Source organism: Sphingomonas donggukensis (assembly GCF_023674425.1).
Taxonomy (GTDB): Bacteria; Pseudomonadota; Alphaproteobacteria; order Sphingomonadales; family Sphingomonadaceae; genus Sphingomonas; species Sphingomonas donggukensis.
This window is the reverse complement of record NZ_CP098401.1, coordinates 1,553,126-1,577,327: the sequence shown is the minus strand read 5'-3', so window position 1 is coordinate 1,577,327 and position 24,202 is coordinate 1,553,126. Positions and strand designations below refer to the sequence as shown.

Genomic DNA, 24,202 nt, shown 5'->3' with positions numbered 1-24,202 from the left:
GCGATCCGGTTCCCAAAGTCCTGACACCGGTAACCGCGCGATGCGCGCGGATCGGGGGTCGATCGATGAGCGGTGTGGGCCGGGGCGGGGAGTGGGACACTTTGGCCAGCGGGGCTGAGCGAAACCTGTCCTCTCCTCCGGCACGCTGCCCGTGCTCTCGATCGCCGGCCCTTGTGTTTTTAGGAAACCGGTGTCAATCGCATGTTTGAAGCCACCGGCGCGCCGTGTCAAGGTGCCGGGGCGCGAACAGGAGAGGCGTATGCGTGGAACTGTCGGACGGGCCGGAGTGCTTGGGCTTATGGCCGCGGCGGCATTGCTGTGGGGCGCACCGCATGCCGCCTCCGCGCAAGTGTCGGCTCCGCAGATCGCCTTCCCCGGCGCGGTCGGCCCCGCCGCGAAGACGCCCGGCGGCCGCGGTGGGCGCATCATCCGCGTGACGACTCTGTCCGCATCCGGCCCCGGCAGTTTCAAGGAGGCGCTCGACGCCAAGGGGCCGCGCATCATCGTCTTCGAAGTCGGCGGCGTCATCGACATGGGGCGCAAGAGCTGGACGATCACCGAGCCGTTCGTGACCATCGCCGGCCAGACCGCACCGTCGCCGGGCATCACGCTCATCAAGGGCGGGCTGGACATCAAGGCGCACGACGTCGTGCTGCGCCACATCCGCATCCGTACCGGCGCCGACGACCAGCCCAAGCGGTCGGGCTGGGAAGCCGACGCGCTGTCCACGGTCGGCGCGTACAATGTGATCGTCGATCACTGCACCTTCAGCTGGGCGCTGGACGAGAACATGTCCGCCTCCGGCCCGCGTTTCGATGGTGGGCCGACCGTCGCCGACTGGCGCAAGCGGACCAGCCACGACATCACCTTTCAGTACAATGCCGCGTACGAGGGGCTGGCCGATAGCTCGCATCCGAAGGGCGAGCATTCGAAGGGGTCGCTGATCCACGACAACGCGACCGGCATCACCATCTGGCGCAACCTGTACGCCCACAATGTCGAGCGCAACGCGCTTTTCAAGGGCGGGGCGCAGGGTGTGTTCGTCAACAACCTGATCTACGATCCCGGCAAGCGCGCGCTCCACTATAATCTGATGGCGCTCGAATGGGCCGGGCACCCCTATGTCACCGGCGAGATTTCCGCGGTCGGCAATGTGATGCGCGGCGGGCCGTCGACCGACGAGCGGCTGCCGTTCCTGATGCTCGGCGGCGACGGCGATCTGCGCTATTACGGCAAGGACAATCTGGCGGTCGATCGCCACGGCGTGCCGCTGCCCATGACGGGACGCTACGGCGAGACGCAGGCGAAGCTGATCCTGGCGACGAAGCCGGTGGTGTGGGTGCCGAACCTGCCTGTCCTGCCCGCGCGCGACGTCGAGACGCATGTCCTCGCCAACGCCGGCGCCCGCCCGTGGGACCGCGATGCCGACGACATTCGCGTTTTCTTCTTCGTGGCCGAGGGGCGCGGCGCGATCATCGACGACGAGAAGGATGTCAGCGCCTATCCCGCGTTCAAGCCGACCCGCGCGGCCTTCGTCGAGGGCGACTGGAACCTCGACACGATGGAGCCGCGATCGGGCCGCTATCCGGGGCAGAAAGGTCCGGGGCCGCAGGAGCATCTGAGCACGCGCGATGCCGCGATGCGGACGACCGCGCAATGATCGCGCTCGCGCTGCTGCTCCAGGCGGCGCCGATGGTGGTCGTGGACGAGCGCGACACGCTGGTGCGCGAGGCACCGCCCCACGGCGCGATCGGCATGAGCACCGCGTGGCGCATCACCGATCGCGTACCCGGGCGAGCGATGGAGTTCCGCCGCCGCACGCTCGACAGGGGCGCCGCGATCGGGGCGCATCCTATCGCTCATGACGAGGTCTATTACGTCCTGTCGGGCGAGGGCGAGGTGGAGAGCGACGGGGTGAAGCGGCGCCTGCGCGCGGGCATGACCGCCTATCTCTACGACGGCGCGAGCGTCGGCATCCGGCAGATGGGGGCGGCCCCACTGTCGCTCATCATCGCCTATCCGCTGAAGGCGCGCACGGCCCCGCAGTGAGCGATCCGCCGCGCACGCCCGACGGTCGCTACATCGTCGTCGACGGCGTCGTCTGGCGCGCGACCCGCCCCGACCTGCCCGCGGACGAGCGCGAGCACCTGGTCAAGGCACTAATGGCCGCCCGCCGCGCCGTCGGCCAGGCAACGGATGCCGACGCCACCCGCACCGCCCGCGCCGCAGTCAATGCCGCCAAGATCGCACTCGGCGAACGCGGCCCGGTGTGGTGGGACGACGGCGCCCCGGATTACAATCGCCGCAAGGTCGAGAACACGCCGTATGCGGCGTGGTGGGCGGGGCGCTGAACGGGCTTGCAGTGGCAAGCGTTTTCAGTAGCTTCGCAATCATGATCCGACCCCTCGGGCGTTCGCTCGCCGCCGCCGCCGCCACCACCGTCGCTGTCGCGACACCTGCCGCTGCCGAGTGGCGGGAGGCGAGTTCGGACCATTTCATCGTATATGCCGATTCCAGCGAATCATGGCTGCGCAACTTCGCCGGTCGGCTTGAGCGCTATGACGCCGCATTGCGCCTCGTACGTCCCGTGCCGGAGATCGACGGGCTGAAATCGAACCGCGTCGTCGTGTATGCTGTCCCGAGTGTCGAGGCGGTTCAGAAACTGTGCGGTCGCTGCGGCGCAGTCGCCGGCTTCTACGTTCCGCGCGTTGGCGGTTCGGTCGCTTTTTCGGCGCGGTCGGGTGGCGATACGGCGCGCGACATTTCGGCCGACGTCGTGCTGTTCCACGAATATGCCCACCATTACATGCTGTCGAAGACCGAGTATGCCTACCCGCGCTGGATGACAGAGGGGTTCGCCGAGTTCCACGCCACCGCCAAGGTCGATCGCGATGGCGACATCGACATCGGGCGCCCGGCAAATCACCGCGCCTACAACCTGATCAACACGCGGATGCCGGTGACTAAGGTATTCGATCCACCCACGAAACTGGATCTCCAGACCCAGGATCAGTTCTATGGCCGCGCTTGGGCGCTGTACCACATGCTGACGTTCGATCCGGCGCGCAAAAGCCAGTTGAGTACGTATCTGGCGGCGATCAACAACGGCAAGCCGGGGCTGGTCGCGGCGCGCGAGGCGTTCGGCGACCTGGCGGCGCTCGACAAGGATCTGAACGCCTATATCGGTCGCCCCATCAAGTTCGTTCCGATCAAGGCGGCCGAGCTGAAAACCGGGCCGATCGCGGTGCGGACGCTGAACGCGGCTGAGGCGGGGATGATGCTCGTTCGCATGCAGTCCGACCGCGGGCTGAACCGAGCGGCTGCGCTCGCGCTGATCCCCGAAGCCCGGCGGCGGGCCGCGGCGTTCCCGAACGATCCGGCTGTGCAGAATGCGCTGGCCGAGGCCGAATATGACGCCGGCAACGATGCCGAGGCTGAGGCCGCGGTCGATCGCGTGCTGGCCGCCAACCCAGGTGATCCACAGGCATTGCTGTACAAGGGGCGGGTGCTGACCCGCCGCGCCGCGACCGCGAAGATCCGCGATGCAAAAGTCTGGCGGGAGGCGCGCAGCTGGTTCCTGAAGGCGAACAAGGCCGATACCGATGCGGCAATGCCATTCGTCTTGTTCTATCGCAGTTTTCGCGAGCAGGGCATCGCGCCGACGCCCAGCGCGATCGCCGGGCTGGAGCGTGCGTTCGAACTTTCGCCGCAGGACCGGGGCCTGCGCTGGAACGTCGCGCAACAATATCTGGCGGACGGCAAGATGGCGCTGGCGCGGCGCACGCTGCTGCCACTTGCCTATGATCCCCACGGTGGCGATCAGGCTGGTTTTGCCGCGCGGCTGATTGCGGCGATCGACGCGGGCGAGGCCGGAGCGAAACTGGCTCGCGAGCGCCCGACGGCGGCGGCGGCAGAGGGTGCCGCGCCGACCGACTGACCGATCAGCTGCCCGGCTGGATGTAGGGCACGCGCGCGAACAGTTCGCGTTGCCAGCGGCGCGGGTCGTTTTCGATGTGGCTGGCGGTGTCGAAGATCATCGTCGCGCGGTTCTTCAGGTCGTAGCGGGGCCATAACGCTCGCCCGGTTTGCGCAAATGCGACGAAGGCGTCCTGCATCGCCTTGCTGGCGGCGCGGGCGTCGGCGCCGGTGCCGGTCTGCGATCCGGCGCGGTCGATCGTGCCGAAGACGAGCGGTATGTCCATCGTGTGGAACGCGCCGCGGCGCGGGTCGGTGCGGCTGGCGAAATCGACCTGATAGACCCAGGCGGGCACCCCGGCCTTCGCGCGGGCCTCCGCCTCGCTCACCTGCCCGCGCCAGCTGCGCGCGGCGGTGGTGGCGTCGTAGAAGACCTGCATCGGCGTCCACGCCGGATAGCGCGCGCGGTATTGCGCGACGACCCACTCGGGCAGGATGTCGACGCGCATCTCGGGCGCCATCCGCGACGGCAGATTGTCCCACGTCAGACCAGTGACCTTCGGCCCATCGGGATCGATGAATCCGCCCGTCTCCTGCCGGGTGTTGCCAAGCATCAACGGGATGGCGTTGCCCTGCGGGTTGGCATCGGGCCAGAACGGGTGGCGGTTGAGCCACTTCATGTCGAGCACCGGCCCCATATAGACGCCGCCGCCCAGCACCGGATCGGTCGCCGACAGCGCGTCGACCATCCGCTCGACCGGCATCGACAGGAGCGGGGAGATGTCGCTGTCCTTGACTCCCAGCTTCGCCAGATACGCGCGGGTGCGAAGCGTCGCGTTGAGCGGGCCCGATGCCGTCACCTGCTGCCCGCTCATCGTCGCGGCGCGGTGGAACAGGCCCTTGGCGGCGGGCATTCCCATAAGCGTTGCGATCTTGGCGCCGCCGCCCGACTGGCCGAACACCATGACGCGCGCGGGATCGCCGCCGAAGCTCGCGATATTGTCGCGGACCCATTGGAGCGCGAGGATCAGGTCGAGCTGGCCGAGGTTGCCGCTGTCGGCGAAGCGCGGGTCGAGCCGGGCGAGATAGAGGTAGCCGAGTGCGTTCAACCGGTGGTTGACCGTCACCACCACTACGTCGCCGCGCGCGGCGAGGGCATGGCCGTCGTTCAGCGGATCGACGACGCTGCCGTTCGAGTACGCACCGCCGTGGATATAGAGCATCACCGGCTTCTTCACCCGCGCATCGGGCTCGGCGGTCCAGACGTTGAGGAACAGGCAGTCCTCCGACGTCGCGCCGACCTTCCCGGTTTGCGGGCAGGAGGGGGCGAAGGCGAATGCCGAGACGATGCCAGCAGCGGGGGGCACGGGCATCGGGGCGCGAAACCGCTCGGCGCGGCCGTAACGCAGCCCCTTGAAACTGACGACACCGTTCCGCGAGGCGCCGGCAAAGGCCCCCGCGGGGCTTCTGATGACGACCGGCGGCAGCGGTGTTTCGGCGCGTGCGCCGCCTGCGGCCAGCAGGGTCGCGCCAGCGGCAATCACGGTGCGGCGATCAACGCCGGACATCGAAGCTCCCGCCCAGGAACGCGTCGATATCGCCCTGCGTGAACAGGCTGGCGTCGCCGGGCAGCGAGTGTTTCAGGGCGGTGAGGGCGAGGCCCGTCTGCGCGACATCCTCCAGCGCCAAGCCGCGGCGCAGGCCGTGGAGAATGCCGCTGGCGAACGCATCGCCCGCGCCGATGCGGTCGACGATGCCGGTTATGAGCGCCTCGTCGGTCTGGAAACCGCGCTCGCGCGTGTCGATACGGGCGGACACGCGATTGCGGTCGGCGTCGTCGGCGTGTCGGGCGGTCGAGGAGATGACCTGCAGCTTCGGGAAATGCGCGAACGCCGCCTCCGCTGCCTCGCGCCGGCGCTCGGGGCCGTCGCCGTGGAAGGTCTCTCCGAGCAGCAGCGAGACGTCGCGGTGGTTGCCGAACAGCACGTCGGCGTGCCCGATCAATTCGGTCAGCGTCGCGCGTGGATCGCTGTCCCACGCCTCCCACAATCGCGCGCGGTAATTGCCGTCGAACGAGACCGGGATGCCCAGTCGCGTGGCGGCCTCGGCGGCGGCGATCGCGGCGGCAGTGCCGTTGGGCCCCAACGCCGGGGTGATGCCCGAGAGATGGAAGCGGTCGGCCCCGGCGAGCAGCGCGTTCCAATCCCAAGCATCGGTGGGGGCAGTCGCGAAGCTCGATCCGGCGCGGTCGTACAGCACGTCGGTCGCGCGGAAGCCGGCGCCGCTGGTCGCGAAGTAGAAGCCCATGCGCCCGGCCAACCGCTGGATGCCGCGGGTATCGACGCCGTGACCGCGCAGGTGCGTGACCGCCGCGTCGCCCAAACCGTTGGCGGGGACCGCACTGACGAGGGCGGTGTCGTGGCCGAGCTTCGCCAGCTGCGTGACCACATTCGCCTCGGCGCCCGCGACCCACACGTCGAGCTTCGGCGTCTGCAACAACAACTCGCGTCCCGGCGGCGACATCCGCAGCATGACTTCGCCGAAGGCTACGAAACGACCCATAACGTTCTATTCCCCGTTCGCCCTGAGCTTGTCGAAGGGCTGCCCTTCTTCTCTTGGAAGAAAGGACAGTGCTTCGACAAGCTCAGCACAAACGGCGGAGGAGAATATCACCGCGCCAGCCACCCGCCGTCGACCGCCAGGATATGCCCCTGCACGTAGTCCGACGCTCGGCTCGCCAGGAACACCGCTGCGCCGCCCAAATCGCCGGGATCGCCCCAGCGCCCCGCCGGGATGCGATCGACGATGCCCTTGTTGCGCGCAGCATCCGCCTGCAGCGCCGCGGTGTTGTTGGTCGCGATATAGCCCGGGGCGATCGCGTTGACGTTCACGCCCTTGCTCGCCCATTCGTTGGCCAGCAGCTTCGTCACGCCGGCGATGCCCGATTTCGACGCGGCATAGCTCGGTACGCGGATGCCGCCCTGGAAAGTCAGCATCGACGCGATGTTGATGATCTTGCCGCCGCCATTTGCGATCATGTGGCGGCCCGCAGCCTGGCAGAGGAAGAACACCGATTTCAGGTTGGTGTCGATCACCGCGTCCCAGTCGGCCTCGGTAAAATCGACCGCGTCTGCGCGGCGGATGATGCCGGCGTTATTGACCAGGATGTGCAGCCCGCCCAGCTTGTCCACGGTTTCGTCCACCACGTTCTGCACAGGCGCGATGGTGGACAGGTCGGCGGACACGATCTCCGCCCGCCGCCCCAGCGCGCGGACCTGCGCGACCGTATCGGTCGCGGGCGATCGCCCGACCGCGGCGATGTCCGCCCCCGCCGCGGCGAGGGCCAGCGCGATGGCCTGGCCGATCCCGGTATTGGCGCCGGTGACGACCGCGACGCGGCCGGTGAGGTCAAAGGGGTTCATCAGCCGTCCATTCGTTTCGAGCGAAGTCGAGAAACCTTTGCCCGGAACACGTGTCTCGACTTCGCTCGACACGAACGGGGAGGGGGGAATTGCCCCCGCATCGCCTCACGCCAGCTGGCAGATATCCAGCACGTTCATGTCGGTATAATCCTGGTTCTCGCCCGCCATCGCCCAGATGAAGGCGTAGGATTTCGTCCCCGCGCCCATGTGGATCGACCAGGGCGGGGAGATCACCGCTTCCTCGTTGGCCATCACGATATGTCGGGTCGCCTCGCCTTCGCCCATGAAGTGCATCACGCGGTCGGTGTCGAGATTGTCGAGTTCGAAATAGAAATAGATCTCGCTGCGGCGCTCGTGGATGTGGGGGGGCATGGTGTTCCACACGCTGCCTGGCTTCAGGACGGTCAGGCCCATCACCAGCTGCGCCGAATCGCAGATGCCGGGGATTACGAGCTGGAAGATGGTGCGCTCGTTCGATTCCTCCAGGCTGCCGCGCTCGAGCGCATTGGCGTCGGCGATGCCGAGCTTGCGCGTCGTGAACGCCTTGTGCGCCGGGCAGGAGGCGAGGTAGAAACGCGCGCCGTCGCCTGAAAAATGCACGTCCTTCGCGCCCATCGTGACGTACAGGCAGTCCCTGTTGCCGAGCGTGAAGCTCTCGCCGTCGACGGTCACCGTGCCGTCGACCGTGCCGACGTTGACCACCGCCAGCTCGCGCCGTTCGAGGAAGGGATGGCCCGCCGCCGATTTCGGCTCGTCCTGGTCGGGCAGCTTCACGCTGCCGCTCGTCACCGCGACCCCGCCGATCACGAAGCGGTCGGCGTGGGTGTAGTTGAGGACGCACTCGCCGTCGCGGAACAGGCCCTGAATCAGGTAGCGGTCGCGCAGTTCGTCGTTGCTGACGCACTCCATCATGTCGGGATGGGTGGCGTAATAGGTGCGGTCGAACATGAAAGGCCTCTCCGGTGTCTGCGCGTCTGGTAACCGGTGTCAGGGGGTGAAGGCAAGCGTTAGCGCACGCCCCTTCAGATCCGCGCTACATTATCGTCCGGGCCCGGTGGCGGGCCGCGGTGCCTTCCCGGCGAACGTGACGAGGCTCTCCGATCCGTCCGCGGCTACCGCGGACACACCGACGAAATGATCGTCGACCGGCACGTCCTTCAGCACCGTGGTCGTCGCATCGGCGACGATGCGGCTCTGCTGCCAGCCCTGCGTATCCGTCCGCCGCCACGACACCTTGTAGCGCGCAGCGCCCGGCACCGGTGCCCACGCCACCGTCGTATCGCGGCTGAGCGCGCCGGCGATCGTCACCCCGGTCGGCGCGGCGGGGGCGGCGGCGAGTTGCGACAGCGCGGCGATGTTCACGCTCGCCACTTTCGCCAGATAGTCGAAGTCCATGCCGACGGGCAGGTCGCCGTACTCGCGCCCGTTTTCGGTGCGGACGTTCTGGTGCTGGCGATCCCAATTCTCGCCACCGGACGTAAAGCGCACCGCCGGGTAGCCGAGCGCCAGGAACGGTTCATGGTCGCCACCGCGGCCGAAGCGGTCGGGGCGGCGATCGACGAACACGTCGAACTTGCCGGGCAACGCGTCGGCCACACCGTCGATATATTTGGCGAGCGCGCGGCTGGGGCCGTCGTCCTCGCTGCCCTCTCCGCGGCGGGTCATCTGGTCGACCAGGCTGTCGCTCGCGCGGACGCCTTCGGAAAACACGCGGACGCGGTCGCCGGTTTTCGCGCCGCCTTGCGAGATCGCGTTGCCGACGATGTCGTTGTTGAGCATCGCCGACACCTGCCACCCGCGCGCCTTTACGGTGTCGGCGAGCAGGGTCGCGCCCCACAGTCCCTGTTCCTCGCCCGAGAACACCGCGTAGACGATCGTCGCGGAGAACTTGCGCTTGCTGAGCAGCCGTGCCGCCTCCAGCACCACCGCCACGCCCGACGCATCGTCGTTGGCGCCGGGCGCATCGGAGGTGAAGTCCATCACGTCGCTCGGCATCGAATCGATGTGCCCGCCGATGATGACCACACGGTTGGGATCGGTGCCGGGTTGGATGCCGAGCACATCCTCGATCAACACGCCGTTCGGCGCGCGCGGGCCGGTGAAGCGGCGCGAGATCCGCTCGACCGTTAGGCAGCCGCCGCACCCGCGCGCGATCGCCTGGAATTCCGCCGACGCCCAGTTGCGCGCGGCGCCGATGCCGCGCTTCGGATCGGTCGTGCTCGACAGCGAGTGGCGCGTGCCGAAGCCGACCAGCGTAGTGACGGTGCGCTTCAGTTGCTGCGGCGATGGCTCGTCGCGGGCAATGGCGGGAGCGGCGAGTGTAAGCGCGGCGAGCGCAAGTGCAGGTTTTAGCATGGCCGCGAATGTCGCCGGTTTGGCGCTGCCGCGCAACGCCGAAACGCACGCGGAATCTGCAACTTCGCGGATGATCCGATCGCGTCCCTGGTGCGTTCACCGTGCAGGAGAGCGACAATGACTGAGGCGAGCCGTTACGCGACACTACCCCCTGACGGCACGGCCTATCCGTGGAACACCGGCCCGAGCGGGCAGGGCGCGGAGGAATGCGGCTGGTGTGGCCGCTTCATCTATCGCCCCGCCGTGCCATGCTCGGTTGTTCCGATCGCGGGGCTGGAGGATATCGAGACCGCACCGGGTCTCGGCGAGCGGTGCAAGTACGAGGCGGCGACACGGCGGGGGAATTAGTGCTGGGCGGGGGCATCATCGATACGCTCGGCGCGCCACTGCGCCGTCGGATTTTGCGCGAGGTCCGCGCGACGATCAGCGGGGCGGCCGACGGCAGCGCCCGCATCGCGCTCAGCGACGACGCCTATTTCGCGCCCGACACCGTCATCCGCCGCGTCCACGGCGACGTGACCTCGATGATGGTCGGCGGTATCGCCGCGCTGTTGCTCCAGATGCTGCACCCGGCGGTGCTGGCGGGTGTGTGGGATCATTCGAATTTCCGCGAGGACATGCTCGGGCGGCTCCACCGCACCGCGCGCTTCATCGCGACGACGACCTATGCCCACCGCGACGATGCGGACGATGTGCTGGCGCACGTCCGCGCGATCCATGACCGGGTGTCCGGGGTGCTGCCGGATGGAACGCCCTACGACGCGAACGATCCGCGGCTGCTCGCCTGGGTGCATGTGTGCGAGGCGGTGAGCTTCGTCGATGCCTGGAAACGCTACGGCCGCACGCCGCTGTCGGCAGCGGAGGAGGATTCCTATTTCGACCAGTTCGCGCTGATCGCGGCGAAGCTCGGCGCCGACCTCATCCCCCGCACCCGCGCCGAGGCCGATGCGTTGATCGCCGACATCCGCCCCGAACTGCTGAGCGACCACCGCACCCGCGAAGTCGCCGCCCTCGTCGTCCGCCCCCGCGCGGCATCACTCGCCGCGGTGCCGGTGCAGGCGCTGACCATCCAGGCCGCAATCGACCTGTTGCCGCCGTGGGCGCGCGCGCTGCACGGGTTTGGCGGGGCGGGTGTGGGGGCACCGCTGGTGCGGGCGGGCACGAGCGGCATCGCAAGGACGCTGCGGTGGGCGTTTGCTTGACAGCTATCGCCCAATAGCGATCTTTGATCTTAGCCGTTAAACACCGTTGCATGGAACACGTGTATCTTCTGCACCACGTCCGTGAAGACGATGAATACCGTGAAGATGCCAAACTTATCGGCGTTTATCGCAGCAGAGCAACCGCAGAGCAGGCGATCACACGCCTCGCGATCCAGCCGGGTTTTTGCGACTATCCGCAAGGTTTCGAGATTGGCGAAATGCCGCTGGATCGGGACCATTGGGAAGAGGGCTTCGTTAGAATGATCGGCGTACTCATGCCGCTCCATAACGCAGGGGCGGACGTGTGGCGCCCAGTCGAAGCGGAAGTGCTTCCCCTCGAACGATTTAAGATAATTGGGCCGATGCCAAACGACGAAGTCTGGCGATATGCGCCCGGATCAATCGTCCGCTGCGAGGTTCAAAGACGCGAACATGGCGAGACATTGGTCGCGGTTGCTCGCGCCTAGCTGCCAATGGCAGCTAACTACCCAAAAGCCGTTACTAACCCTTCACCGCCGCCACGCTCCCTCGCCGGATCAGTGTTGACAGGAACATCGACGGCTCCTCGGCATCGTCCTCGCCCTCGACCGCGCCGGCCAGCAGTTTCGCCGCCGCGGCGCGGGCCATCGGGATGATCGGCCAGCGCACCGTCGTCAGCGGGGGCCAGATGTGGCTGGCGATCGCGGTGTCGTCGAAGCCGACGATCGACAGGTCGTCGGGAATCGTCAGCCCGCGCTGGCGGGCGGCGTGCATGACGCCGGCGGCCATCTCGTCGTTCGAGCACACGATCGCGCTCGGGCGCGGCGTCACGTCGAGCAGGCGGTCGCCCGCCGCGATGCCGCTTTCGAAGCGGTAGGTGCCGTCTGCGACCAGGCTGCGCGGCACCTTCAGTCCCGCCTCGGTCATCGCCTGTTCGAACCCGGCGCGGCGCTCGGCCGCCGAGCGGAAGCCGTGCGGCCCGGCGACCAGGCCGATGCGGCTGTGGCCCTGTTCGATCAGGTGGCGGGTCGCCGCCGCCACCGCTTCGCGGTCGTTGGACGCGACCATGTGGATGTCGTCGTCGAGCCGCGCCGAGCCCATGCGGACGTAGCGGGCGCCGGCCTCCCGACACACCTGCGCCAGCGCGTCGTTCTCGCTGATCGGTGGCAGCAGCATCACGCCGTACAGCCGCTGGCGATCGAGGAAGCTGCGGATGTCGTCCAGCATGGTCGGCGATCCGCGATCGACCGGATGGACGACCAGCGCGAATTCGGTGCCGCGAATCGCCTCGAGGATGCCGGTCTGCACACCCAGAACCATCTGCGCATTGGGATTGTCGTGGATCAGCCCGATCAGGAAATTGCGGCGCAGCGCCAGCGCCCGGGCCTGCGGATTGGGGACATAGCCCAGTTCCTCGATCACTGCCTCGACCTTGGCGCGCGTCTCTCCGTTCAGCAGGGGCGAGCGGTTGATGACGCGGCTGACCGTCTTCTTCGACACCCCCGCGATCCGCGCGACGTCGTTGATCGTCGATTTCCCCTCGCTTTTCATTGCCGTTCGCCCCTCATGCCCGCCACGATAGCCGGGACGGCGCGCCCAAGGAAGCGCGAAGGGGTCTTGTCGATGACACCGGTTTCCGTTACGCCGCCCGAAAGAACATGTGTTGGGGTGAGGGGGTCAGTTTGAGCGATACGGGCTTTGCCGCGGCGGACGATATCGCGCGCAGCTTCGTCGAGGCGCGGCGCGACGGACGCGGCCTGGCCGCCTATCCGGGCACCGCGCCGCGGACGCTCGCGGAATCCTATCGTATCCAGGACGCCGCGATCGCGCTCGACGGCGACAGCGTCGGCGGGTGGAAGCTCGGGCGCATCCATCCCCCGCTCGACGACTCGCTCGGCGCCAATCGCCTGGCCGGGCCGATCTTCGCGCGCTCCATCGTCACGCCGGGCACGGACGAAGCGGAAATGCGCGTGTTCGCGGACGGCTTCGCCGCGGCGGAGGCGGAATTCCTGCTGCGCATCGGTACCGCGCCGGACGCCACGCGCACCGATTACACGATCGCGGAGGTCCGCGAGATGATCGACGCGGTGCATGCGGGGATCGAGATCGCGTCGTCGCCCTATCCGTCGATCAACGCCGACGGGCCGACCGTCACCGCATCCGATTTCGGCAACAACAACGGGCTGGTGGTGGGCGAAGCGATCTATGGCTGGCGCGATACCGACCTGAACCTCTGGCCGCTCGAACTGCTCATCAACGGAGCCGTCATCGGCACGGGCAAGGCGCGCGACATGCTCGACGGGCCGTTCGGGGCGGCGGCGTTCCTGTTCAACCATGCCGCCACCCGCGGGCTTACGCTGCGCGCCGGCCAGTGGATTTCGAGCGGTGCTGTGACCGGCGTCCACCCGGTCGCGGTCGGCGACCGCGTCGAGGCGCGGTTCGACGGAAAATATCCGGTCCGCGCCGAAATCGCGGCGTACTGATACAAGAAAAAAAGCAGGAGAGAGACGATGGCGACGAATGCTGAGGCGGGCATCGCCGCCGCGGGCGAGCGGGTCGGGCGCTATCGCTGGGTGGTGGTTGCGATGCTGTTCGCCGCTACCGCGATCAATTACATCGATCGCCAGATGATCGGCGTGCTGAAGCCAACGCTACAGGGCGAATTCGGCTGGACCGAAACCGATTTCGCCAACATCATCTTCTGGTTCCAGGTCGCCTATGCGATCGGCTATATCGGGTTCGGTCGGGTGGTCGACCTGCTCGGCGCGCGACTGGGCTATACGATCGCGATCGTCATCTGGACGATCAGCCACATGGCGCATGGCCTTGCGACGTCCGTGACCACGTTCGCGATGGCGCGCTTCGGTCTGGGCGTCGGCGAATCGGGCAATTTTCCCGCCGGCATCAAGGCGGTGACCGACTGGTTCCCGCAGCGCGAGCGCGCCTATGCGATCGGTCTGTTCAACGCGGGCGCCAACGTCGGCGCGATCATCACGCCGCTGCTGGTGCCGTTCCTGGTGCTGATGTTCGACTGGCGCGTCGCCTTCTACATCACCGGCATCTTCGGCGTGCTGTGGCTGGTGATGTGGTGGGCGCTGTATCGCCACCCGAGCGAGCACAAGCAAGTCGGCGCCGCCGAGCTCGCGTGGATTCAGCAGGATCCCGCCGACACCTCGACCCCGATCCCGTGGCGCCAGCTGCTCGGCATCCGCGAAACCTGGGCCTATGCGCTCGGCAAGTTCTTCATCGATCCGATCTGGTGGTTCTTCCTGTTCTGGCTGCCGGGGTATCTGTTCACCCGCTACAACCTCGACCTGAAGACGTTTGGGCTGCCCTTGGCGGCGATCTATCTGATCTCGGACGGCGGATCGATCGCGGGCGGATGGCTGTCGTCGCGGCTCATCAAGGCGGGCAGGAACGTCAACTATGCGCGCAAGCTGACGATGTTCGTCTGCGCATGTTGTGTGGTGCCGATCTTCTTCGCGCAGGATATTTCGAACGTGTGGGGGGCTGTGCTCGTCATCGGCCTGGCGACCGCGGCGCATCAGGCGTTCTCGGCCAACCTCTACACGCTGCCGTCGGACATGTTTCCACGGAAAGCGGTGGGGTCGGTGGTCGGCATCGGCGGCACCGTCGGCGCGATCGGCGGCATGGGGATGGCGCTGTTCACGGGCTACATCCTGGACGCCACCAACAACAATTATTCGATCCTGTTCGCGATCGCCGGCAGCGCCTATTTCCTGGCGCTCGCCGCGGTCCACCTGCTCAGCCCGAAGCTGGCGCGGGTGGATCGGGTGGAGGATTAGGACCGGCGTGCCCCCGCGCAGGCGGGGGCCCAGAGCCGCGGGCATTGCGCCACGTTGCCCTGGGCTCCCGCCTGCGCGGGCGCACGAAGTTCAGTCTTCCAATATCCGGCTGTGCGCCTTGGTGTCGCGCATCTTCAGGTACGTCGCCAGCGATACCGCGATCATCGCGGTGACGTACCAGTAGAAACCGCGCTCCCACCCGGCCTGCTTGAACCACAAGGCGACATATTCGGCGGTGCCGCCGAATATCGCATTGGCGATGGCATAGGGCAGCGCGACGCCCAGTGCGCGGATGTGGGCGGGGAACAGCTCAGCCTTCACCACCGCGTTGATCGAGGTGTAGCCGGTCACCGCGACCAGCGCCGCCAGCATCAGGCCGAACGCGGTATAGGGGCTGCGCACGCTCTCCAGCGTGGCGAAGATCGGATAGGTCAGCAGCACGCCCGACACCCCGAACGCCACCATCAGCGGCTTGCGTCCGATCCGGTCGCTGAGCGCACCGGCGAGCGGCTGCAAAGCCATGAACACGAACAGCGCGGCGGCGTTGATCCACGTCGCGGTCTCGACGTCGAAGCCGCTGGTGTTGACCAGGAATTTCTGGAGGTAAATCGAATAGGCATAGAAGGCGAGGGTACCGCCTGCGGTCAGCAGCATGACCGTCGCCGCCTCGCGCGGATGCTCGCGGAACAACGCGCCGAAGCTTGAGCGGCCTTCCGCCTTCTTTTCGAAACTTTCGGTCTCCGCGATCCGTCGCCGGATCCAGAACACGACGACCGCCAGCACCCCGCCGACCAGAAACGGGATGCGCCAGCCCCACGCGGACAGCGCCGCATCGCTCATCACCGCCTTCAGCAGCAGCAGAACGCACAGCGCGACCAGCTGGCCCGAGATCAGCGTGACGTACTGGAAACTGGAATAAAAGCCGCGGTGGTGCTTCCCCGCCATCTCTGAGAGATAGGTGGCACTCGCGCCATATTCGCCGCCCACCGACAGCCCCTGCATCAGCCGCGCGATCACGAGCAGGACGGGCGCCAGCACGCCGACCTGCGCATAGCTCGGGCTGACCGCGATCAGCAGCGATCCCGAACACATCAGCGTCACCGACAGCGTCAGCCCGGCTTTCCGCCCTTTTCGATCGGCATAGATGCCCATCAGCCACCCGCCGATCGGGCGCATCAGGAAGCCGACCGCGAAGACGCCCGCGGTGTTCAGCAGCTGGGCGGTCGTATCGCTCTTCGGAAAGAAATGCGGCGCGAAGATCAGCGCGAACGCGGAATAGGCGTACCAGTCATACCATTCGACCAGATTGCCCGCCGACCCGCCGATGATCGACCGCAGGCGGTGGGGGTGCTTGGCGTCTGGCATCATGGAGTCCTTGGCGGAAAAGCGGTCAGCGCGGGGTCCGGGCGGTCAGCATACCGGTCTTGCGCAGCGCCCATTGGCCGACGCGCAGGACCGGGTAGAGCCACGCGGCACCATCGGGCAGGCGCCCGCGCGCCCGGTCGATCGGATTGGTCGCGAGCGCGGCGATGCGCCGCCCCAGTTCGCGCGGCGCGGTTTCGTAGATCATCGGGGCCAGCCCGTGGGGTATGTGGCTGAAGGTCGATGCCGCCGGGTCGCCATCCTCGCGGTGCCGAATCGCGCGGTGGGCCAGCGCGACCAGGATGCGGTCGCGCCGCGTCGTCAACGCGTCCACGGACGCCGGCACCGCCATGCCGAGCAGGTCGCGCACCAGGATCAGCGCAGGGACCACGCAGTGCCGCGCGCCGCCGGCCAGCGCGTCCTCGATCAGCCCTTCGATCTCCGCGGCGGACATCGTGCCGAGCAACGCGGCCAGGTCGGCGAGCCATTTCAGCCGTACCCAGCTGTGTTCGGCGCCGTGGACGCACAGATAGGCGGCGAGCGGCCCGCGGGCGAGCGTCGCGACGCCGACGCCATCGGCCAGCGCCACGTCGGTCCGCGGCGACGCGATGCCGAGGCTCGGCAGCAAGCTGGTGCTGGAAATCAGGCGCCAGTGCAGGTCGATTGCCCGGCCGGTCGCAGGCTCTGTCCACGTCGCCTCGTGCGCGTGGGCGGTCCATGCGGCGAGTTCTTCGAGGGACAACCCCTCCGGATAGGCGCAGCGATAGCCGGCCTCGATCAGGACCGCGAAGATGCGCCCGATGGCGGCGGCATCGACCAGGACGTCGACGTCGATCGATTCCTTGATGCCCTGGTGCCGATAGGCGATTGCCGCCAGCGCCGCGCCCTTCACGAACAGCCGGTCGATGTCGTGGCGCGCGAACAGCCGGTCGAGCCGGATCGTGGCGCCGGCCAGGTGCAGCCCCTCGATCCGCAGGATGTGCGCGGCGTTCGCCAGCCGTGCGGCATCGCGCTCGGGCAGGGGCAGCTCCGCGGCATCGACCGCGGCGGCCAGCAGTCCGCGGACCCGGTGCCGCTTGGCGACGTCGATCACGCGCGACCAGTCGGCGATGTCAGCCGCCGCCTGCCTCAGGGCCGCGACCGCGGCGGCGTCATACGGCCACCGGCAACACGCGATGACGAAACGCAATTCGGGCGAGAACCGCTCGATCGGCGGGCGTTTGTGGCGGCGCCGGAGCATGGGCAGGCAGTGATAGCCGCGGCCCGGTCAAACGCAATGCCTGGTTGGGGAGGGGCAGCTCGCCGCACGGCTCGGTCCACGCTCGCGCGCCGCGGCGGACGGGTGTAGGGCCGCTCCGGCGAGCACGGTGGCGACAGGAAGCGGCGGCAATGGTTCAGGACGCGGGAACGGGCACGGCGTGGACGCGGTTCGGGTGGTTCGTCGCGATCTGGGCGATGAGCGTCGCGGCGCTCGGGGCGGTGGCGATGGTGCTGCGCTGGTGGATCGCCTGAAAACCGGCGCATCCCCACGCTGGTTGATGCCGACTCGGGTTGAAATGGCGAAGAGCGGCTGCTAGGGGCGGCGCACTTGCCGGCGCGGATGCTGTTCGCGGCGTCGCCCAGCTATTGACCGAGGCTTTTGGATTTTATGCAGATCATCGTTCGCGACAACAACGTCGACCAGGCTCTCCGCGCGCTCAAGAAGAAGCTGCAGCGCGAGGGCGTGTACCGCGAGATGAAGCTGCGCCGTCATTACGAGAAGCCCAGCGAGAAGCGCGCCCGCGAGCGTGCTGCTGCGGTCCGTCGTGCGCGCAAGCTGGAGCGCAAGCGCATGGAGCGTGACGGCGCCAAGTAAGGCGCCGTGACCCGCGGGGAAGCCTCGCGGGTCTCGACATTCCCACCATCCGCAAGGCCGGCGACGAGTCGGCGCGTAGCAGCACTGGACCCGCCATGTCGTCGGTAACCGCCGTTCCGATTCCGCCCGTCAAGCGCCGCTATATCACCTATCTGGTCGTCGGGCTGGTGCTGGCGGTGGTCGCCGCCGCTGCGCTGGCGATGCAGGCGCCGGTCGATCCGGTCGCGCAGTTCCTGGCCAGGAACGCACGGACGTCGGGTGTGGTGACCACGCCGTCGGGCCTGCAATACCGCGTGCTGAGCAAGGGGCAGGGCGCGGCGCCGACCGACGCCGACGTCGCGCTGATCAACTACGTCGGCAAGCTGACCGACGGCACGATCTTCGACCAGAGCCGCCAGCCGACGCCGATGCCGGTCGCGGGTGTCGTCCCCGGCTTTTCAGAAGCGATGAAGCTGATGCCGAAGGGGTCCAAGTACCGCCTGTGGATCAAGCCGTCGCTCGGGTACGGCGACAAGGCGGCGGGACCGATCCCGGCGAACTCGGTGCTCGAATTCGACGTCGAGATGCTCGACTATCTGCCCGAGGCGATGGTCCGCCAGATGCAGCAGCAACAGCAGATGCAGGGCGCACCCGGCGCCGTCCCGCCGACCGGACGCTGAGCGCATGACCCATACGGTTCCGGCGGCGAAGCCCGTCGCCCCTGCCGCCAGGCCCAGCCGCAAGGCGTTCTGGATCGGCGTCGTCGTCGGCGCCTTGCTAATGGGCGTGGTGCTGACCGCGGTGTCGCTGTTCCGTCCCGGCGGGTCGGGTGCGGCGACTGCATTCCTGGTCAAGAATCGCTATGCCGAGGGCGTCGTCCAGACCGCTTCGGGCCTGCAGTACAAGGTGCTGACGCCGGGCAAGGGCGCGAAGCCGACCGACGCCGACGTCGCGCTGATCACCTATGTCGGCAAGCTGACCGACGGCACGACCTTCGACCAGAGCCAGCAGCCCACGCCGCTGCCGGTGACCGGCGTCGTGCCCGGCTTTTCGGAAGCGCTGAAGCTGATGCCGAAGGGCGCGAAGTACCGCGTCTGGATCAAGCCCGAACTCGGTTACGGCGACAAGGCGTCGGGGCCGATCCCGGCGGGCTCGGTACTGGTGTTCGATATCGACCTGATCGATTTCCTGCCCGAATCGGTCGTCCGCCAGCTCCAGGCGCAGGCCGCCGGCGCGCCTCAGGCTCCCCAGGCCCAGCCGAAGCGCTGACCCGGCTGCACGAACCGGCAAAGCGGTTGCGCGGCAAACACTTGAACTGAGGTCCACGCAGGCGCAGGGCGTTCGTTCATGGAAAGCCTCGACGCTATCGTCCTCGCCCGCGCCCAGTTCGCGTTCACGGTCAGCTTCCACTTCATCTTCCCGGCGTTCTCGATCGGGCTCGCGAGCTACCTCGCGGTGCTCGAGGGTCTCTGGTTGTGGACGAAGAAGCCGGTCTTCCTCGACCTCTACAAATTCTGGCTGAAGATCTTCGCGGTCGCGTTCGCGATGGGCGTCGTGTCGGGCATCGTCATGTCGTACCAGTTCGGCACCAACTGGTCGGTGTTCTCGGACAAGGTCGGGCCGGTGATCGGCCCGCTGATGGCGTACGAAGTGCTGACGGCCTTCTTCCTGGAGGCGGGGTTCCTCGGCGTCATGCTGTTCGGCATGAAGAAGGTCGGGCCGCGGCTGCACTTCGCCGCGACCTGCTGCGTCGCGGTCGGCACCTTCATCTCGGCGTTCTGGATCATCTCTGCGAACAGCTGGATGCACACGCCCACCGGCTTCACCACCAACGCCGCCGGTCAGTTCGTGGTGGCGGGGTCGTGGATCGACGTGATCTTCAACCCCAGCTTCCCCTACCGCCTAGTTCACACCGTCATCGGCGCGTATCTGACTACCGCGCTGTCGGTCGGTGCGGTCGGCGCGTGGCATCTGCTGAAGGCGCGACGCGGCGAGGTGCCGCACGTCGATGCCGGCGACGGCCCGGAGTTCGAGCATAGCCTGCCCAAGGGCGCGGATTCGCCCCCCGTCGCCCACGACCACGCCGTCCACCCCTCGCTCCAGGCCGCCCGCGTCATGTTCTCGATGGCGATGTGGATGCTGGCGCTCGTCACCCCGCTCCAGATCGCGGCGGGCGATGCGCAGGGGCTGAACACGCTCGCGCACCAGCCGGCCAAGTTGATGGCGATGGAGGGGCATTTCGAGAGCCACAAGGACGGCGCGCCGCTCTACCTGTTCGGCATCCCCAACCAGCGCGAAAAGCGGCTGGACTATGCGGTCGGCATCCCAAAGGCGTCGTCGCTGATCCTGAAGCATGACCCGAACGCCCCGCTCGCCGGGCTCGACACCATCCCCGACGATCGCGAGCCGCCGGTGGCGATCGTCTTCTGGTCGTTCCGGGTCATGGTGGGGCTGGGGTTTGCAATGCTCGGCCTCGGCCTCTGGAGCCTGTACGCCCGCCTCCGCGGCAAGCTCGCGCACTGGCCGTGGCTGCACCGCGCGGCGGTGGCGATGGGGCCGGCGGGGTTCGTCGCGGTCATCGCCGGCTGGATCACGACCGAGGTCGGGCGCCAGCCGTTCACCGTCTATAACCTGCTGCGCACCACCGATAGCGCCTCGCCGCTCGCCGCGCCTGCGGTCGCGACGTCGCTGATGGTGTTCGTCATCGTCTATTTCGCGGTCTTCGGCTTCGGCACCTGGTACATTCTCAAACTGATGGCGAAGGGGGTCGAGGTGGGCGAAAGCGAGCCGAGCGAGGACGTGCCGACCCGCACCGCCGGCATCGCCCCCGGCGTCGCGCAGCCGGGGGTGGGGCGATGAGCGTCTCGATCGATCTCGCCACCGCCTGGGCGTTCATCATCGCCTTTGCCGTGTTCGCCTATGTCGTGCTCGACGGCTTCGATCTGGGCATCGGCATCCTGTTCCCGGCGTTCGGGGTGGGGGAGGAGCGCGACCAGGCGATGAATTCGATCGCGCCGGTGTGGGACGGGAACGAGACGTGGCTGGTGCTGGGCGGCGGCGGGCTGATGGCGGCGTTCCCGCTCGCCTATGCCATCGTCCTGCCCGCGCTCTACCCGCCGATGATCGCGATGCTGCTGGCGCTCGTTTTCCGCGGGGTGGCGTTCGAATTCCGCTGGCGCGATCCCGCCCACCGCGCATTCTGGGACTTCGCCTTCACCGCCGGATCGGTGACCGCGGCGTTTGCGCAAGGCGTGACGCTCGGCGCGCTGCTCCAGGGGATCAAGGTGGCCAACCGATCCTACGCCGGCGGCTGGCTCGACTGGCTGACCCCGTTCTCGTTGCTGACCGGCGCGAGCGTCGTCGCGGGCTATGCGCTACTCGGCGCGTGCTGGCTGATCTGGAAGACCGAAGGCGGCGCGCAGGACCACGCCTTCCGCCTCGCCAAGCGCGCGGGCGTCATCACGCTGGCCGCGATCGTCGCGGTCAGCGCGGCGACTCCGTTCCTGCAAGGCCGCTACTTCGCGCGCTGGTTCGCGTGGCCGGCGATCCTGGAGGTGGCGATCGTGCCGGTGCTGGTTGCGGTGCTCAGCATCGCCTTCGTCCGTGCGCTCGCCAAGCGCCACGAACGCGCGCCGTTCCTGCTGGTGCTGGCGCTGTTCGGCCTGAGCTTCGCGGGCCTGGGCATCAGCATCTTCCCGACGATCGTCCCGCCCGACGTCACCATCTGGCAGGCCGCCGCGCCCGAAAACGCGCAGGTCTTCATGCTGATCGGCGCCGGCATCATGGTGCCGATCATCCTCGCCTATACTGCCTGGGCCTATTGGGTGTTCCGCGGCAAAGTGGGCGAGGGCTATCACTGAGCGCCACCGCCCGCCGGCTCACACGCCGTGGTAGTCGCGGTACCATTCGACGAAGCGCGGTACGCCCTGATCGATCGTCGTCGACGGCTGGAAGCCAAGGTCGCGCTGGATCGCGTCGATATCGGCATAGGTCGCGGGCACGTCGCCGTCCTGCATCGGTTGCAGGTCGCGGATCGCCTTCTTCCCGCAGGCCCGCTCGATCAGGTCGATCATGTGGTTCAGCTGTTCGGAACGATGGTTGCCGATGTTGTAGATGCGGTGCGGGCCGATGCTGCCCCCCGCCTTCACCGCGCCGTCGTCGGGCGGCGGATTATCGAGGCACGCGACCACGCCCGACACGATGTCGTCGATATAGGTGAAGTCGCGCTGCATGTCGCCGTTGTTGAACACCGCAATCGGCGTTCCTTCCAGGATCGCCTTGGTGAAGATCCACATCGCCATGTCGGGGCGCCCCCACGGACCATAGACCGTGAAGAAGCGCAGGCCGGTCTGCGGCAGGCGGTAGAGATGGGCGTAGGTCTCGCTCATCAGCTCGTCCGCCTTCTTCGTCGCGGCATAGAGCGACAGCGGATGGTCGACCCGGTCGTCGACGCTGAACGGCAGGTTGGTGTTGCCGCCATAGACCGACGACGACGACGCATAGACGAAATGCTCGACCCGGCGGTGGCGCGCGACCTCCATCATGTTGAGGTGCCCGACCAGGTTCGCCTGCACGTACGCGCGCGGATTCTCGATCGAATAGCGCACGCCGGCCTGCGCGCCGAGGTGGACTATCCGGTCGAACCGCTGGTCGGCGAGCGCCGCGTCCAATGCCTCGTGATCGGCGAAGTCGATGCGCAGGTGGGTGAAGCGGTCGTCGCTTTCGTCGGCGAGCAGCTTCAGCCGGTCCTCCTTCAGCGACACCGTGTAGTAGTCGTTGACGCAATCGATGCCGATCACCTCGTCACCGCGCGCCAGCAACCGCCGCGCGACGTTCATGCCGATAAAGCCGGCAACGCCGGTGACGAGTATGCGCATGTGATCTTCGTCCCTTACAGCGACCAGTAACCGATGCCGTCGCGGCCGCGCAGCGCGGGCACGCCGTTCTTCAGGTCGGCGAACACCCCGCCCGGCACGACCAGCCCGGCCAGCGCGTCGGCGCCCATCGCCAGATAGTCCTGATGCGCGACCGCCAGCACGACCAGGTCGTAGTCGCGCGACAGGGCGCCTGCGTCCAGCGTCACGCCGTATTCGTGACCTGCCTCGTCCGCGTCGGCGAGCGGATCGTGCACGGTCACGTCATGGCCCAGCGCCGTGAAACGCGCGATCAGGTCCGCGACCTTGCTGTTGCGCAGGTCGGGCACGTTTTCCTTGAACGTCAGCCCCAGGATCAGCGTCCGCCCCGCCTTGCCCGCGCGGGCGTGGATGGCATCGGCCGCCCAGGCGGCCATCGTGTCGTTGGTGCCGCGGCCCGCCAGGATCACCTGCGGATGATAGCCGAGCGTTTCCGACAGATGGCTGAGGTAGAAGGGATCAACCCCGATGCAGTGTCCGCCGACCAGCCCGGGCTGGAACGGCAGGAAATTCCACTTCGTCCGCGCCGCCGCCAGCACGTCCCACACCGACAGGTCGATGCGCGAGAAGATGCGGGTGATTTCGTTCATGAACGCGATGTTGATGTCGCGCTGCGCGTTCTCGATGACCTTGGCCGCTTCGGCGGCCTTGATCGAGGCTGCGCGAAACACGCCGCCGGTCGTCACGCGTTCGTAGAGCGCGGCCACGCGGTCGAGCACGTCGGGCGTCTGCCCCGCGACCACCTTCATGATGCGGTCGACGGTATGTTCACGGTCACCGGGATTGATGCGTTCGGGCGAGTAGCCGAGGAAAAAATCGCGCCCGCACGTCAGCCCGGTGATCGCGGCGATCTCCGGCCCGCAGATATCCTCGGTCACGCCCGGATAGACGGTGCTCTCGTAGACGATGATCGGTGTGCGCTCAGGGTCGATCATGCCGGCGACGGTGCGGGTCGCCGCGCGCACGATCGACAGGTCGGGCTGATTGTCGGCGTCGACCGGGGTCGGCACGGTGACGATATAGATGTCCGCTGGCGGACAGTCCGCCGGATCGCTCGTCAGCGTCAGCGGGGACGCCGCCAGCCGCTCCGCATCGATCTCGCCCGTCCGGTCGTGCCCGTCGCGCAATTCGGCGATCCGCTGGGCATCGACGTCCAGGCCCCACACCTCGGTCGTCCGTGCGAGTGCCACGGCCAGCGGCAGCCCGACATAGCCGAGCCCGATCACCACCACCCGTTCCGCCGTGTCCATCGCGCTTGTCCGCCCCTCGTGCGTCGGCACCGGAAGGCGGTGCGTGAGCGCGCTGCCTTTGCAAAGCTGGCCCCAAGTTTCAAGGAACGCGTGCTTTCCCGCCCACGCTGCACTGCGGCATGGATGCTTGCGCGGGCGCGGCGGTGGGGCTACTCGGCGAACGT

The 24,202-nt window shown here is 67.7% G+C and carries 25 protein-coding genes; 15 read left to right on the top strand and 10 right to left on the bottom strand.

Annotated features, from left to right (window positions below; genetic code table 11):
* Positions 1-298 precede the first annotated feature (298 nt).
* The 4 genes from M9980_RS07760 to M9980_RS07745 are packed head-to-tail and all read left to right on the top strand — an operon-like array spanning position 299 to position 3,937.
* Positions 299-1,660 (top strand): pectate lyase family protein, encoded by a 1,362-nt coding sequence (locus M9980_RS07760; RefSeq protein WP_250754838.1) that lies wholly within the window; start codon positions 299-301, stop codon positions 1,658-1,660.
* Positions 1,657-2,049 (top strand): cupin domain-containing protein, encoded by a 393-nt coding sequence (locus M9980_RS07755; protein ID WP_250748662.1) that lies wholly within the window; start codon positions 1,657-1,659, stop codon positions 2,047-2,049. The genes M9980_RS07760 and M9980_RS07755 overlap by 4 nt, the downstream gene beginning before the upstream one ends.
* Entirely contained in the window at positions 2,046-2,351 is a 306-nt protein-coding gene (locus tag M9980_RS07750) for a hypothetical protein (RefSeq protein ID WP_250748660.1), read from the top strand. The genes M9980_RS07755 and M9980_RS07750 overlap by 4 nt, the downstream gene beginning before the upstream one ends.
* A 41-nt stretch (positions 2,352-2,392) precedes the next feature.
* Complete coding sequence (locus M9980_RS07745; protein ID WP_250748658.1) at positions 2,393-3,937, top strand: tetratricopeptide repeat protein; 1,545 nt, start codon at positions 2,393-2,395, stop codon at positions 3,935-3,937.
* A gap of 4 nt (positions 3,938-3,941) precedes the next feature.
* Here the strand turns inward: M9980_RS07745 and M9980_RS07740 are convergent, their stop codons facing one another.
* The 5 genes from M9980_RS07740 to M9980_RS07720 all read right to left on the bottom strand — a co-directional run bounded on the left by M9980_RS07740 (position 3,942) and on the right by M9980_RS07720 (position 9,692).
* A complete protein-coding gene (locus tag M9980_RS07740; RefSeq protein ID WP_250748656.1) occupies positions 3,942-5,483 on the bottom strand; it encodes a carboxylesterase/lipase family protein in 1,542 nt (513 codons plus the stop codon).
* Positions 5,470-6,477, bottom strand: coding sequence for a sugar kinase (locus tag M9980_RS07735; RefSeq protein ID WP_250748654.1), 1,008 nt, complete (start codon positions 6,475-6,477; stop codon positions 5,470-5,472). The genes M9980_RS07740 and M9980_RS07735 overlap by 14 nt, the downstream gene beginning before the upstream one ends.
* 107 nt (positions 6,478-6,584) lie before the next feature.
* Entirely contained in the window at positions 6,585-7,337 is a 753-nt protein-coding gene (kduD, locus tag M9980_RS07730; RefSeq protein WP_277998295.1) for a 2-dehydro-3-deoxy-D-gluconate 5-dehydrogenase KduD, read from the bottom strand.
* A 105-nt stretch (positions 7,338-7,442) separates the two neighbouring features.
* A complete protein-coding gene (gene kduI / locus M9980_RS07725; RefSeq protein ID WP_250748652.1) occupies positions 7,443-8,285 on the bottom strand; it encodes a 5-dehydro-4-deoxy-D-glucuronate isomerase in 843 nt (280 codons plus the stop codon).
* A gap of 90 nt (positions 8,286-8,375) precedes the next feature.
* The gene (locus M9980_RS07720; RefSeq protein WP_250748650.1) at positions 8,376-9,692 is read right to left on the bottom strand and encodes a M20/M25/M40 family metallo-hydrolase; all 1,317 of its coding nucleotides are present in this window, start codon (positions 9,690-9,692) and stop codon (positions 8,376-8,378) included.
* Positions 9,693-9,809: 117 nt separating this feature from the next.
* Here M9980_RS07720 and M9980_RS07715 point away from each other — a divergent pair, with 117 nt between their 5' ends.
* The 3 genes from M9980_RS07715 to M9980_RS07705 are packed head-to-tail and all read left to right on the top strand — an operon-like array spanning position 9,810 to position 11,361.
* Entirely contained in the window at positions 9,810-10,040 is a 231-nt protein-coding gene (locus tag M9980_RS07715; RefSeq protein WP_250748648.1) for a hypothetical protein, read from the top strand.
* Positions 10,040-10,894: an oxygenase MpaB family protein gene (locus M9980_RS07710; RefSeq protein ID WP_250748645.1), complete on the top strand. Its 855-nt coding sequence runs from the start codon at positions 10,040-10,042 to the stop codon at positions 10,892-10,894. The genes M9980_RS07715 and M9980_RS07710 overlap by 1 nt, the downstream gene beginning before the upstream one ends.
* A 59-nt stretch (positions 10,895-10,953) precedes the next feature.
* The gene (locus M9980_RS07705; protein ID WP_250748642.1) at positions 10,954-11,361 is read left to right on the top strand and encodes a DUF7336 domain-containing protein; all 408 of its coding nucleotides are present in this window, start codon (positions 10,954-10,956) and stop codon (positions 11,359-11,361) included.
* Positions 11,362-11,395: 34 nt separating this feature from the next.
* Here M9980_RS07705 and M9980_RS07700 read toward each other — a convergent pair whose 3' ends face one another.
* Positions 11,396-12,424 carry a LacI family DNA-binding transcriptional regulator gene (locus M9980_RS07700; protein WP_250748639.1) on the bottom strand — a complete coding sequence of 343 codons (1,029 nt, stop codon included), beginning with the start codon at positions 12,422-12,424 and terminating at the stop codon, positions 11,396-11,398.
* Between the two features lie 131 nt (positions 12,425-12,555).
* Here M9980_RS07700 and M9980_RS07695 point away from each other — a divergent pair, with 131 nt between their 5' ends.
* Entirely contained in the window at positions 12,556-13,356 is an 801-nt protein-coding gene (locus M9980_RS07695; RefSeq protein WP_340689097.1) for a 2-keto-4-pentenoate hydratase, read from the top strand.
* Positions 13,357-13,383: 27 nt separating this feature from the next.
* Complete coding sequence (locus tag M9980_RS07690; protein ID WP_250748634.1) at positions 13,384-14,679, top strand: MFS transporter; 1,296 nt, start codon at positions 13,384-13,386, stop codon at positions 14,677-14,679.
* Positions 14,680-14,769: 90 nt separating this feature from the next.
* Here the strand turns inward: M9980_RS07690 and M9980_RS07685 are convergent, their stop codons facing one another.
* On the bottom strand, positions 14,770-16,047 hold the full coding sequence (locus tag M9980_RS07685; RefSeq protein WP_250748631.1) for an MFS transporter: 1,278 nt from the start codon (positions 16,045-16,047) through the stop codon (positions 14,770-14,772).
* 22 nt (positions 16,048-16,069) lie between these two features.
* On the bottom strand, positions 16,070-17,281 hold the full coding sequence (locus tag M9980_RS07680; RefSeq protein ID WP_250748628.1) for a nucleotidyltransferase family protein: 1,212 nt from the start codon (positions 17,279-17,281) through the stop codon (positions 16,070-16,072).
* 149 nt (positions 17,282-17,430) lie between these two features.
* Between M9980_RS07680 and M9980_RS07675 the strand changes: the two genes are divergently transcribed.
* The 6 genes from M9980_RS07675 to cydB all read left to right on the top strand — a co-directional run bounded on the left by M9980_RS07675 (position 17,431) and on the right by cydB (position 21,735).
* The gene (locus M9980_RS07675; RefSeq protein WP_250748625.1) at positions 17,431-17,553 is read left to right on the top strand and encodes a DUF2474 family protein; all 123 of its coding nucleotides are present in this window, start codon (positions 17,431-17,433) and stop codon (positions 17,551-17,553) included.
* A 136-nt stretch (positions 17,554-17,689) separates the two neighbouring features.
* On the top strand, positions 17,690-17,896 hold the full coding sequence (gene rpsU, locus M9980_RS07670) for a 30S ribosomal protein S21 (RefSeq protein WP_056428702.1): 207 nt from the start codon (positions 17,690-17,692) through the stop codon (positions 17,894-17,896).
* A 95-nt stretch (positions 17,897-17,991) separates the two neighbouring features.
* Positions 17,992-18,555: an FKBP-type peptidyl-prolyl cis-trans isomerase gene (locus M9980_RS07665; protein ID WP_250748622.1), complete on the top strand. Its 564-nt coding sequence runs from the start codon at positions 17,992-17,994 to the stop codon at positions 18,553-18,555.
* A gap of 4 nt (positions 18,556-18,559) precedes the next feature.
* A complete protein-coding gene (locus M9980_RS07660; RefSeq protein WP_422921343.1) occupies positions 18,560-19,144 on the top strand; it encodes an FKBP-type peptidyl-prolyl cis-trans isomerase in 585 nt (194 codons plus the stop codon).
* Between the two features lie 78 nt (positions 19,145-19,222).
* Entirely contained in the window at positions 19,223-20,734 is a 1,512-nt protein-coding gene (locus M9980_RS07655) for a cytochrome ubiquinol oxidase subunit I (RefSeq protein ID WP_250748620.1), read from the top strand.
* Entirely contained in the window at positions 20,731-21,735 is a 1,005-nt protein-coding gene (gene cydB, locus M9980_RS07650) for a cytochrome d ubiquinol oxidase subunit II (protein ID WP_250748617.1), read from the top strand. Before M9980_RS07655 ends, cydB begins: the two co-directional genes overlap by 4 nt.
* Positions 21,736-21,753: 18 nt before the next feature.
* Here the strand turns inward: cydB and M9980_RS07645 are convergent, their stop codons facing one another.
* Together M9980_RS07645 and M9980_RS07640 are read right to left on the bottom strand one after the other, a co-directional pair.
* The gene (locus M9980_RS07645) at positions 21,754-22,752 is read right to left on the bottom strand and encodes an NAD-dependent epimerase (protein ID WP_250748598.1); all 999 of its coding nucleotides are present in this window, start codon (positions 22,750-22,752) and stop codon (positions 21,754-21,756) included.
* Between the two features lie 14 nt (positions 22,753-22,766).
* Positions 22,767-24,038, bottom strand: coding sequence for a nucleotide sugar dehydrogenase (locus tag M9980_RS07640; RefSeq protein WP_250748596.1), 1,272 nt, complete (start codon positions 24,036-24,038; stop codon positions 22,767-22,769).
* Between the last annotated feature and the right edge of the window lie 164 nt (positions 24,039-24,202).